Origin of the sequence: Wolbachia endosymbiont (group A) of Sphaerophoria taeniata, from assembly GCF_947250735.1 — a bacterium.
GTDB lineage: Bacteria > Pseudomonadota > Alphaproteobacteria > Rickettsiales > Anaplasmataceae > Wolbachia.
On sequence record NZ_OX366344.1, the window covers coordinates 192,610 to 205,352 of the forward strand.

Genomic DNA, 12,743 nt, shown 5'->3' on the forward strand with positions numbered 1-12,743 from the left:
TATAACACTATGAGTTTACATGCTTTCCTAACTTTTTACCACCTAAAATATGCACGTGAAAGTGTGGTACAACCTGCTCTCCATTTTCACCGTAGTTAGTGACTAATCTATATCCTGTTTTTTCTAAATTATATTTATGTGCTATTTCTCTGACAATTTTGAAAAAACTTACTATCTCCTCTTCAGAAGCTTTTAGAATAAAATCATCGTATGAAATATATTGATTTTTTGGTATAACTAAAATGTGAACTGGTGCGTCAGGGTACTTATCACGAAAAGCTAGTACATTTTCATTTTCATGTACCTTCTCACAAGGTAACTCACCTCTTAATATTTGAGCAAAGATGTTATTGCTATCATAAACTTCATTGCTCATATTTTAAGAGCGACCTTTCCCTCTTCCTTTATTTCTTTCTACATCAGGCGTAGATAGTGGTTTTATTACTTCACCAGAGGCATCTTCAAAATTCAAAAAAGTACTTCCCAATCCTTCTGCTTGCTTTTTGATATCTCGTTCTGATAACTGCATATTTTTTATAGGAGAAATAGCTTCTTTACTTTTACCAAAAGGAAACTCGTTAGGATTAGTAATGTTAAAAGATTTTACTAATTCATCTGTACTTGTAACAGTTTCTGAAGACTGCCCTGGTGACTTTCCAGTTTGTGCTGGCCTTAGAGTTTTTGATGGTTTGTTCTGGTTATCACATTCTCGATACAATTTTTCTGCAATACCATTCAGCAATTTTAAGTCTGTATGAATTTTAAATTCTCCACCAGTAATTCCTGCAAGCTTCTTAAGGTCTTCGTCAACTTTATTAGCAATTCCTTTAAGAACAAGCTCTTCTATTTCTTTCTTGCTCTTGCCTTTATTATCAGGATTAGTTTTAATAGTGTTAGCTATTTCCTCAACGTTAATTTCAATTACAATTTTGTTTTCTTCTCTAAAAATAGTTACATTTGGCAGGTTTTTCTTTATTTGACCTAATTGTTCATCGTTCAAATAAGGTATATCTCCCGTCAGAGTCCTTGACGCTAAAAAAGCTACCTTTCCTTTCCCTTTCTTTTGCTCTGTTATTTCTACACCAAGATTCTCACTAGCTTGTGTGGTTTTTATGGGTGGATCATATTTTTCAAGCTCGCTGCCAATAACATAGCGCCCGCCATTTTTTATGTCGTGCCACATTTCGCCCCGAGACTTAAACCAGTTTTTTGGCTGTATAGGATATATTATACCCCCAAATAGAGCTCCTACACCTCTACCCAGAAAATTTCCTACTCCCGAAGCTGCATTACCAACTTTAGCTAGTATAGAAGTAGGTTTTTCATTTCCTGTTAACATACATACCTCCAAGGTACTTTCTACAACATACCTAATTATAGACGAAAAAATTTAAACTTCTACATCCATTATAAGATAGAATTATAGGGATTGCAACCATTATTTATACATTGTCTAAAACATGTGGTATTTGCTACTTTATTCAATTTACTTTAAAGAGTACTCTCTAAATTATGTTTAAATGGAATACAAATAATATCATTGATGCAACTAGCGGAAGAGGCGTAAATGGTTGTAATTGGACACATAGCTCAAATATTTCAACGGACACAAGAAGCATAAAAAAAGGTGATTTATTTATTGCACTCAAGGGAAAGAATTTTGATGGCCATAATTTTTTGCATGAAGCGTTTTTAAAAGGGGCTGCCGCTGCAATAGTAAGTGAGGGTAAATATAAAAATTTCCCTCTCATTATTGTACAAGATACCCTGAAAGCTTTGCACGATATGGCATCATACTATATTAGAAATATTCTTGTTGATGCTAAAGTTATTGCAATTACAGGCAGTGTCGGGAAAACCACTACAAAGGATATGCTGCACACTGTTTTATCGCAATATGGAGTGTCCCATGCAAACAAAGGTAACTTAAATAATAATATAGGATTGCCTTTGACAATTCTAAAAGCTCCAAAAAACTGCCAGTACTTAATCCTTGAAATGGGAATGAATAAAGCTGGTGAAATAAAAGAATTATCAAAGATTAGTAATCCAAATATTGCAGTTATTACCAACATCGAACCTGCACATACTGAAAATTTTTCATCACTATTTGACGTTGCACAAGCGAAGTTAGAAATTCTATATGGTATGAAAAGTAATGGTACTTTGGTCTTAAACAGAGATAATAAATATTATGATTATCTCTCATCACATGCCAATAGAAATGTAATAAGCTTCGGTAAAGATAAAAATGCTGAAGTTTGCTTACTAGACATAATAAGAAACGATGACGGGTTAAATTTAAAAATAAGACTAAATAATAATCAAACTATAAACTGTAATTTACGTGTGCAAGGTGAGCATTTTGCTTATTCGCTACTTGTTGTTGCAGCAGTTGTGCAGAGCCTCGGACTTGATTTATCAAAATTACCACTTGCACTTAAGAATTTTAGTGTAACGAAAGGTAGAGGCAATATTCATAAGGTCAAATACAATAAAAAATATATACATTTAATTGATGACTCCTATAACGCCAGCCCTGCTTCGATGAAAACTGCAATAAAAACTTTGAGTACATATTCTAATCAGAGAAAAGTAGCTTTGCTTGGTGATATGTTGGAACTTGGTGATAAAAGCATAGAATTTCATACAGATTTGGTTAAGATTGTCACAGAAAATAATATAGATAAAATTTATACAGTTGGTAAATTTATGTTAGAATTGCATGAGCTTTTGCCAGATAATATAAGAGGCGCGCATTTTAATGATTCTAATCAATTGAAAAGTGATTTAGCTAACATTATTCAGAATAATGACGCAATTCTAGTTAAAGGCTCACGAAGAATGAAAATGGATCTTATTGTACGGGAATTCATAATAGAATATTAAGCAAAATCATTGTATTAATTTACAGTAACAAATTATTAGGAACTTTAATCGTGACAAAACGTGTAATTATTTTTGGTGGAACGGGGTTTATAGGCAAACACATCGTAAGACGCTTGGCAGCAGAAGGATATTTAATAAAGATATTCACTCGTAATCAGGAAAAAGCTGCTTGTTTAAAATTGTGTGGCAATTTGGGACAAATATCAATATTTAAAGGCGATTTTTTTGATGAAAAATCAGTTCTAGAGGGTATGGAAGAATGTGATGTAGCCATAAACTTAGTGGGAATATTATATGAAGCAAAAAAGCACGATTTTTACGCTGTTCACGTTAAAATAGCTGAAAGGATAGCAAAAGCTGCAAAAATGAAAAATGTACCTATGATGATACATTTTTCCGCTATGGGAATAGAAAATAGCAAGTTGTCAAAATATGCCAAAAGTAAATTGGAAGGTGAAAAAGCTGTAACTTCAGCATTTCAAGAAGCAATAATAATTAGGCCAAGCCTTGTATTTGGTAAAGAAGATAACTTCTTTAATAAATTTGCAAGATTAGCAACTGTTCTTCCTTTTTTGCCGCTAATTGGCAATGGAACGACTAAATTTCAGCCAATATGTGTAACAGACTTAGCTGAAGTGGTATATCGTATTATCAGTTTTAATAAGCAAGACAAGAAAATTTATAACATGGGTGGACCAAAGGTTTACTCTTTCAAAAGCTTATTGAAGTTTATTCTGAATGTTACTAACAGAAAGTGTTTGTTGATCAATGTATCTTTTCCAATGGCAAAGTTAATAGCTTTCTTTTTAGAAAATAAAATTATTTCTATGCTGCTAAAACCAATAACCGGAGATACGAACCCTGTGCTTACTCAAGATCAGGTGAAAGTTATGATGAATAGCTCAATCGAAAAGTCAGCTGACCTTGAAACAATGAAGGTTCGACCATTAGCAATTGAAAATGTGGTGCCAGAATACTTGAAGATTTATAGAAAGTATTGATAGAAGAGTGTGCCCGGTAGGATTCGAACCTACGACCCACAGCTTAGAAGGCTGTTGCTCTATCCAGCTGAGCTACGGGCACACAATATATATAAAATGCTTCTTAGTACAAGTGAAGTCAAGTATTTCGTGTGAATATGATGTTTGTGGTAATATCTTACAACACCTTGTCATTGCAGTTGTGTTTCATGCGCTGCCGAAATTGGATGCGAGAAGTCCATTTATTTTAGAAAATATTATATAGAAACTTGCTTGACAAACTCCGCCAGCCCCCTTATTATGACAATAAGGGTATTTATGACTCAAAACTTATTTTTGACCTGCAGGCTCAATGACAAAATTCAGTAAAAAACTTAGGGTATTTTTTGGCGGATTACATAAAATTATAGCGGCTGCATGTCTTTTTTATTTTTTCTACATTCAGCCAAATCGCGCTTATTTTAAGCGTTAGCACATTATTACAGCGCCACTTACAGTAATATAGAGTCAAAACTCGCACCACGGGGCTTCTTTTGCCTTTTTTTTCGTTTGGTAAATTTCTTAACGTTTGTAGCTAAACGACAATCGTCGTCCCGCTGCTTGTTAGCGGCTAAGAGATACCGTGAATGAATCACGGTATGACGGTTCGCGATGGTATGACGTAGGACTGCTGTCATTCCAGTCTGGAATCTAGTTCTTATTGTACATTTACTTGGTGTAGAGTTAAGTTTCCTGGATCCCAGTGTTGGCTACTTGGATGACATCATAGGGGCGCTGGAATGACACCCTGACAATCGTCGTCCCGCTGCTTGTTAGCGGCTAAGAGATACCGTGAATGAATCACGGTATGACGGTTCGTGGTGGTATGACGGTTCGCGGTGGTATAGTAATTCGTCATCCCGCAGCGGGATCTATGTCAAGAGATACCGTGACGGTATGACGGTTAATTCACGGCGGTATGACGGTTCGCGGCGATATGATGATAAGCTCGTCATCCCGCTACTTGTTAGCGGGATCTAGAGATACCGCGGCGGTATGAAGGTTCGCGGTGGTATGACGTAGGACTGCTGTCATTCCAGTGCTTGACACTGGAATCCAGCTTCTATGCAACCTCATCAAAAACATTCATTTAGTATAAGATCAGCTACTTTCCATGCTAGTTTGCTTATAAACAAGCAAACTTTTCTGGATCCCAGTGACCTTTGTTGTATTGCCAAAGAGATGGGTCGTTGAGCGCTCTTTTGCTTGGTTGGAAAAGTGTAGGCGGTTGTGGAAAAATTGCGAACGTAAACTCAATACCAGCTTGCAAATGATTGTCCTTTCCTTCATTTCTCTCCTATTACGAAGATTTTAAACAGGTTCTTAAGAAAGTTTTAAATTTTTGCAGACCATACCTAACAATAAGCAACTTTAGGTTTAAGTTTATGAAATTAGTTGTTATATACATCAGCAAATACGAATTTAACTGGTGTTATGGACTTAAATAAATTTACCGAAAAAGCAAAAAGTCTAATTCAAAGTGCTCAGATGAAAGCGTTGGGAGCTGGGCATCAGATTTTTATGCCTGAGCATTTACTCAAAGTGATGCTTGAGGATGAATTAGGTTTAGTTCAGGATTTGATAAACGCTTGTGGTGGAAATGTGCAAAGTATTTCTGATGCTGTGGATAGCGCAATAAAAAAGTTTCCAGTAGTTGAAGGTCCAGGAAGTGGTGGACTTCAACTTTCAAGAGAAATAGCAAAAGTTTTTGAAGATTCAATTGGTATTGCAAAGAGAAATAAAGATTCATTTGTTGCTGTTGAGCGTTTACTGCAGGGCCTCACTGCACAAAAAGATGATACTGTAGGCAAAATTCTGGCAGAGAATGGTGTGACTCCACAAAAACTGAACTCAGTTATTGCAGAAATGAGAAAAGGCAGCAGTGCAGACTCGCCAAATAGTGATGAAAAATTGAACGCTGCTAAGAGATATACAAAGGATATTACAGAGCTTGCTATGCAAGGCAAGCTTGATCCTGTAATTGGTCGTGATGAAGAGATCAGAAGAACTATGCAGGTATCACTGAGGCGGACAAAAAATAATCCAGTGCTGATAGGTGAACCTGGTGTTGGAAAAACTGCAATAGTCGAGGGGCTTGCAAACAGAATTGTTGCAAACGATGTGCCACTTGGTTTGCGTGATGCAAAGGTTTTAGCTTTGGATCTTGGTGCATTAATCGCTGGAACGAAGTTTAGAGGAGAATTTGAAGAAAGGTTAAAAGCAGTTATTAATGAGCTTTCGAAAGCGGAGGGAAAAGTTATCTTGTTTATAGATGAGCTTCATACTTTAGTTGGAGCAGGAGCAACAAGTGGTGCAATGGATGCTTCAAATTTGCTAAAGCCTGCTCTTGCGCGTGGAGAAATTCGCTGTATAGGAGCCACAACTTTAGATGAATATCGTCAGCATATAGAAAAAGATCCTGCACTTGCAAGGCGTTTTCAGCCTGTGTTTATCTCTCAACCAACTGAAACTGATACCATTTCAATACTCAGGGGTTTGAAGGAAAGATATGAAGTGCATCATGGTATAAGAATTACAGACGGTGCAATAATTGCTGCTGCAACGTTGTCCAATAGATATATAACAGATAGGTTTTTACCTGATAAAGCAATTGATTTGATTGATGAAGCAGCAAGTAGGGTGAGAATTGAAATGGATAGCAAGCCTGAAGTTATTGATGAACTTGAGAGAAAGGTTATACAGCTAAAGATTGAAGCAGAAGCTCTAAAAAAAGAAAGTGATGAAAATTCTAAACAGCGTTTAAAAAAGATAAATGAAGAGATCGAAAATCTAAACAGTAAATTTGCTGACTTGAACAGCAAATGGCAGATGGAAAAGAATAAAATAGCTAGAATACAAGAAACAGCCGAAAAATTAGATAACGCTAGAAAAGAGCTGGAATTGGCTCAGCGGAGTGGAAATTTAGGAAAAGCAGGAGAGCTGATGTATGGTGTGATCCCTCAGCTTGAGAATGAATTAAAAAATCAGGAAAAGGTTACTGATAGTTTCTTAAAGAAAGAAGTGACTGGAGATGATATTGCAAACATTGTTTCAAAGTGGACAGGAATTCCAGTTGATAACATGATGCACAGCGAAAAGGAAAAACTTCTTAACATGGAGAATGAAATAGGAAGAAGAGTAATAGGGCAAAAAGGCGCGATAGAAGCAATAAGTAATGCAGTTAGGCGCTCTCGCTCTGGTGTGCAAGATACTAATCGACCTTTCGGTTCATTTTTATTCTTAGGCCCAACCGGGGTTGGAAAAACAGAACTGGCAAAAGCCCTTGCTGAATTTCTGTTTGACGATCAATCAGCGCTTTTGCGTTTTGATATGTCAGAATATATGGAAAAACATTCTGTTTCAAAGCTAATTGGCGCGCCTCCAGGGTATGTTGGCTATGAGCAAGGTGGCAGATTAACCGAAGCAGTAAGAAGAAGGCCATATCAGGTTATTCTGTTTGATGAAATAGAGAAGGCAAATCCAGATATATTTAATCTATTGCTGCAAATCTTGGATGAGGGTAGACTCACTGATAGTCATGGCAAATTAGTTGATTTTCGCAACACCATACTGATCTTAACTTCTAACCTTGGTGCAGAGATAATGCTTAAGGGAGTTACAGAAAATGAGACTCTACCTCCTGTCATCCAAGTAGCTGACACTGGGATCCAGATGCAGATTCCAGCGTCACGCGCTGGAATGACATCGGAAGGAGGAGTTGCTAACTCTGTAAAAAGCGAAGTGATGCAAATAGTTAAATCAGCATTTCGTCCAGAATTTTTAAACAGGCTGGATGAAATTATTATATTCCACAGTTTAACCAGAGATGACATCTATAAAATTATAGATGTTCAATTTTCTTATTTACAAAAAACACTTGCTAAGCGTAAACTGAGTATAAGTTTGTCGCAGGAAGCTAAAGAACTAATAGCACAAACTGGCTATGACCCTGAATATGGAGCAAGGCCCCTAAAAAGGGTTATACAAGAGTGTATTCAAAATAATTTAGCTAAATTAGTTTTATCAGGGGAAGTAGTAGAAAATGATGAGCTAATAGTGTACGCTCTTGATAATGAAATCTTAGTTAAAAAGGTTTAAGTTCACTGTGTATTTTTGTTAAAAAAATGTGTATAGATCATAATGTTGACACTGAGTCTTTATTTGAGTTAGTTGATCAAGAAAATCAGCAAGATAAAGAAAAAATTAAAAAATTTATTAAGTATTTTTATAGTTTTGTTTATAAAAGCGACCTAAAAGTCAACGATAAGTTTTTGCTATATATTGTAAACGATGCTTACAATTTTGTTTCTCAAAAAGAGAAAGATGAAAGTAAGTTAGTAGTAAGCAATATAGATGATATACCAGGAATAGAAGGCGATTTTACCACGATTAAGATAACAAACGATGATATGCCATTTTTGGTTGATTCTGTTATTGCAACTATTAAATCGCACAATTTAACCATATGCTATTACAGCAACAGCATAATTAACATTAAAAGAAAAGATGGCCTAATAGATGATATTTACTCCTTGGAAGAAAGCAATGGAGTCAAAGAATCAGTTATATATGTAATTATCAAAGGTATAAGTGACAGTTTTGTTGATACATTAAAAGAATCTCTACAGAAAACGCTGAAAGCGGTCAATTGCGTTGTGAAAGATTGGCACTTAATGCTCAAGAAACTTGATGAAGCAAAAAGTCTTCTTTTTGCCATCGAGCAGCCAGCGTCGAACGCTGGAGTGACACCAGGAAAAGATTTCTTAGATTGGCTAAAAAACAATAATTTTGTATTTCTAGGTTATCAAGAATATATTGCTGGTAAAGATGAAAAACTCGTCTGTGATAGCAAAAAGGACCTTGGCCTGATAAGAGTAGGTCAAAGTACGTTGATTCCTTCTGCAAACCTTGATTCCCTATACATATTGAGATCAGATCTAATCTCAATAGTCCATCGGCGTACATACATGAATTGTATAGGAGTAAAAGAATTTGATGACCAGGGTAATGTAGTAAAGGAACGGCGTTTTTTCGGGCTATTTACTTCTGTAGCGGAGGTCCAAGATATTCGAACTATTCCAATAATAAGAGATAAAGTTAAAGTTATAGAAAAAAATGCAGGGTTTGTAACCGGGGGCCACAATAACAAAGCTTTAATTTCTATTTTACAAGCATTCTCTTGTGATGAATTATTCCAATCAGATGAAGACGAATTATTTAAAATTTGCATTTCGATCATGTCTCTTGCGATTAGGCCAAGGGTCAGATTATTTTTAAGAAGAGTAAGGGATTTTATTAGTTGCATAGTGCTGATACCAATGCGTTATGCTAGCGCTAGGCTAATGTTCAAGATACGTGACATATTGAAGGATGAGACAAGTGCAGAAAGTTCAGATATTTATAACAATCACATTATCAATGAATATGATTTGATGAAATTGCATGTAGTGCTAAAGACCAAAAATGCTAGTGTTCCTGATGACGAAGTTTTGCGTATCGAAAACAAATTGAGGAACATTACGGAAAAGTGGGAAGATCGTTTTATAGACAATTTATATAATACTTTTAGTACTGTTGAGGATATATTCATCCGTTATTGCAAGGCATTTCCAATAAGCTATCAAGAGAGTTTCGAACCTTATGACGCATATTACGATATGAAAAAATTGGAGATAGTGAGGAAAAAAGGAGTTAGCGAGGTCGATTTAAGACTTACTTGTGATAATCTTAATTATCAATTAAAGGTTTACACTTCGAGCAATGGAGGTCTTGAATTATCGAAGATATTAAGAATTACTAAGAATTTGGGAGCTAAGATTCTATCTCATAATGGCTATTACATAGAAATTAACGGCGGAATATGGATACACCATTTTGTGTTGTCAAGAGTCGATGAATTAATAGACAACATTACTCTAAAAGAGCAATTTGAAATAACACTTGCGAAAGTGTTTAGAAAGGAAATTAAAAATGATTATTTCAATAGTTTGGTCATTATTGCTGGACTGGAGTGGAAAGAAGTGCTTCTGGTTAGAGCGCTCAGTGCTTACCTAAAGCAGACGTCATTTAACTACAATCCAGAATATATCCAAAAGGTAGTCTCAGAGTATCCAAAAATAGTAAAGTATTTGATACAACTATTTCATGCAAGATTTGATCCTAGCATAGACATTGATAGAGCAGAAACCACGGACATTTTCATAGAAAAAATTGAAGAACTTCTAAAAGAGATCAGCAATGTTTCACATGATTACGTTTTGCGCTCGATATTTAACTTGATAATGGCTATTTTAAGGACCAGTTATTATCAAGACGATAAACCATATTTATCTACAAAATTTGACTCAAATAAAATAAATGGTTTGCCTGATCCTCGTCCATATCGTGAATTGTATATTTATTCAAATCTTTTTGAGGGAATACATCTAAGAGGAGGGAAATTGGCCCGTGGTGGCTTAAGGTGGTCGGATAGGACGGAAGATTTTCGCACTGAAGTTTTGGGGCTCATGAAAGCTCAGATGACAAAAAATGCGGTTATTGTACCTGTTGGCGCAAAGGGTGGGTTTGTAATTAAGCAAGTTTATAAAGACAAAGATATTTTAAGAGAGAAAGGTGTTGAATGCTATAAGAGTTTTATCAGGGGAATGCTTGACATTACTGATAATGTAGTTAATGGCAAAATAATTCCACCAGAGAATGTGATTAGGTATGATGAGGATGATCCATACTTGGTAGTTGCAGCAGATAAAGGCACTGCTTCTTTTTCTGACTATGCAAACCAAATAGCCTCTGAATACAATTTTTGGCTTGGCGATGCATTTGCATCTGGTGGATCAGCAGGTTATGATCACAAAAAAATGGGTATTACAGCCAGAGGTGCATGGATTGCAGCGCAGAGGCATTTTTGGAAAATGAATAAGGATATTTACCAAGATGCAACTGTTATTGGAATTGGAGATATGGCTGGCGATCTATTTGGAAACGGTATGCTGCTTTCAAAAAATATACATTTAATCGGCGCATTTAACCATATGCATATTTTTATTGATCCAAATCCTAGTGCAGAAAAGAGTTTCACAGAGCGTAAACGTCTCTTTGAGTTACCATTTTCAACTTGGATGGATTATAACAAAGATTTGATTTCTAAGGGTGGAGGAGTATTTGAGCGTAGCAGCAAGCAAGTAAACATTTCTCAAGAAATAAAAAAATGCTTTGATATAACAGAAGATATGCTACCTCCAAGTGATTTGATTAGATATCTACTCAAAGCAGAAGTGGACTTCATATGGAATGGAGGAATTGGCACGTTTGTTAAGGCAAAGAGTGAAAATCATAGCATGGTCGGTGACAAAGCAAACGATGAGTTAAGAGTAAATGGTAAAGATATTAGAGCTTCTATGTTTATAGAAGGCGGAAATTTGGGATGCACACAACTTGGAAGAATAGAATATGCTGAAAGAGGTGGATATATAAATGCAGATTTTGTTGATAATTCAGCCGGAGTGATATGTTCGGACCTTGAAGTTAACATCAAGATTGCATTTGTTTCAGCTATGAAAGCAGGGGGTGTTTCTTTAGAAAAAAGGAATGAAATACTGGCAAGTATGGTGGACGAAGTTGCATCCAAAGTGCTTGAGAACCACAACAGAATTGAAACAAAAGCATTACTTCTTGAGTGTTTGCAAGCTAAAGAGAGATTGGAGCAGCACCACAGGTTACTGCTCAGTTTAGAAAAATCTGGGCTGTTAAACCGAAGCGTAGAATTTCTTCCAACTGAAGAAGAGATAGCAAGGATGTTAACTGGTGCAGAAGGTTTCAGTTCTCCTCAGCTTTCTATTCTAATGTCTTATGCTAGAACGGCAATAAAAAATGACATTATACATTCCGATCTGCCTGAAAAAGATCTTATATCTAATGACTACTTGCTAGGTTATTTTCCTAAAAAGATGATAACAAAGTTTAAGGATTTCATATTAAAACACCAACTTCGTAGAGAAATTATCTCTACTTGCATTGCAAATGATGTAGTGAATAGAATGGGCTGTATATTCATCAATAATTTGGCTGAGAACACTGGAATTAAGGTACAAGAAGCGGTTAACATATATATTGTTGTTAACCACCTGTATGATTTAAACAGCCTGTGGCAGAAAATTGATGAATTGGATGGAAAAATTGATGTTAACTCATACTTACAAATAGTGAGGAACGTGCAGAAATTTATTGGCAGAGTATCGTTTTGGTTAGTGAAAAATCTTGGCAAGCTTAGCTTTGTAGAGTTGGATGATGTTACAAAATTTAAAGATGCAATTGAAACTTTAGGCCAGAACTTAACTGATGTTTTAGATGAACACCTATTAAAGGTCTGTAGCCATGGATCAACTTCTTTAGTAGAACTTAATATAAATAAAGATCTAGCAAAAAAAGTTGCTGATCTATACGTTCTTGCTTATGCACTGGACATTATATCTGTTGCTGAACAGACATCTTTGTCCATTCTTGATGCTGGTAAAATATACTTTGAGTTAAAGTCGCTGTTAAGATTCGATCTGATTAGAACAATTGCCATCAAGATGAAAAGCCGCTCTTCTTATTGGGATCGCAGCTTAGTTAATGATTTATTGGACGATTTAAGCAATTACCATCACAAGCTAGCTGTTAAAGTCATAAAAGCTACTGATAACCCCGAAGATAAGGTTCAAACCTGGGCTTGTAATGATAAGGACTACATAGAACGTTATAATAGTTTTTTAGATGAGATAGTTGCTTCTAAACTTGATTTAAGCAAATTAATATTTATAATCAGGAGGATTAAAGTACTTGCTTCATAGGAAA

6 protein-coding genes, 1 tRNA gene and 1 pseudogene are annotated in these 12,743 nt (G+C 35.7%); 5 read left to right on the top strand and 3 right to left on the bottom strand.

The window, feature by feature from the left end; translation table 11 throughout:
• Positions 1-7: 7 nt before the first annotated feature.
• Positions 8-376 (bottom strand): HIT domain-containing protein, encoded by a 369-nt coding sequence (locus OOK84_RS00890; protein WP_164224547.1) that lies wholly within the window; start codon positions 374-376, stop codon positions 8-10.
• Between the two features lie 3 nt (positions 377-379).
• Complete coding sequence (locus OOK84_RS00895; protein ID WP_264731914.1) at positions 380-1,339, bottom strand: hypothetical protein; 960 nt, start codon at positions 1,337-1,339, stop codon at positions 380-382.
• 173 nt (positions 1,340-1,512) lie between these two features.
• Between OOK84_RS00895 and OOK84_RS00900 the strand changes: the two genes are divergently transcribed.
• Positions 1,513-2,889, top strand: coding sequence for a UDP-N-acetylmuramoyl-tripeptide--D-alanyl-D-alanine ligase (locus tag OOK84_RS00900; protein ID WP_264731916.1), 1,377 nt, complete (start codon positions 1,513-1,515; stop codon positions 2,887-2,889).
• Between the two features lie 50 nt (positions 2,890-2,939).
• Positions 2,940-3,890, top strand: a complete 951-nt coding sequence (locus tag OOK84_RS00905; RefSeq protein WP_253307182.1) for a complex I NDUFA9 subunit family protein — start codon at positions 2,940-2,942, stop codon at positions 3,888-3,890.
• Between the two features lie 8 nt (positions 3,891-3,898).
• Here OOK84_RS00905 and OOK84_RS00910 read toward each other — a convergent pair.
• Positions 3,899-3,972: transfer RNA gene (locus OOK84_RS00910), tRNA-Arg, on the bottom strand.
• Between the two features lie 1,095 nt (positions 3,973-5,067).
• Here OOK84_RS00910 and OOK84_RS00915 point away from each other — a divergent pair.
• The 3 genes and pseudogenes from OOK84_RS00915 to OOK84_RS00925 form a co-directional block, all read left to right on the top strand.
• A pseudogene (locus tag OOK84_RS00915) lies at positions 5,068-5,223 on the top strand (transposase); the annotation flags it as partial.
• A gap of 119 nt (positions 5,224-5,342) precedes the next feature.
• Positions 5,343-8,006 (top strand): ATP-dependent chaperone ClpB, encoded by a 2,664-nt coding sequence (clpB, locus tag OOK84_RS00920; protein ID WP_264731919.1) that lies wholly within the window; start codon positions 5,343-5,345, stop codon positions 8,004-8,006.
• A gap of 26 nt (positions 8,007-8,032) precedes the next feature.
• Entirely contained in the window at positions 8,033-12,739 is a 4,707-nt protein-coding gene (locus OOK84_RS00925) for an NAD-glutamate dehydrogenase (RefSeq protein ID WP_264731921.1), read from the top strand.
• The last annotated feature ends 4 nt before the right edge of the window (positions 12,740-12,743 follow it).

What these genes read in the sequence shown, in the direction of transcription:
- clpB (WP_264731919.1), top strand. Translation starts at nt 5,343, where the DNA reads ATGGACTTAAATAAATTTACCGAAAAAGCAAAAAGTCTAATTCAAAGT.
- OOK84_RS00925 (WP_264731921.1), top strand. Translation starts at nt 8,033, where the DNA reads ATGTGTATAGATCATAATGTTGACACTGAGTCTTTATTTGAGTTAGTT.
- OOK84_RS00900 (WP_264731916.1), top strand. Translation starts at nt 1,513, where the DNA reads ATGTTTAAATGGAATACAAATAATATCATTGATGCAACTAGCGGAAGA.
- OOK84_RS00895 (WP_264731914.1), bottom strand. Translation starts at nt 1,339, where the DNA reads ATGTTAACAGGAAATGAAAAACCTACTTCTATACTAGCTAAAGTTGGT.
- OOK84_RS00890 (WP_164224547.1), bottom strand. Translation starts at nt 376, where the DNA reads ATGAGCAATGAAGTTTATGATAGCAATAACATCTTTGCTCAAATATTA.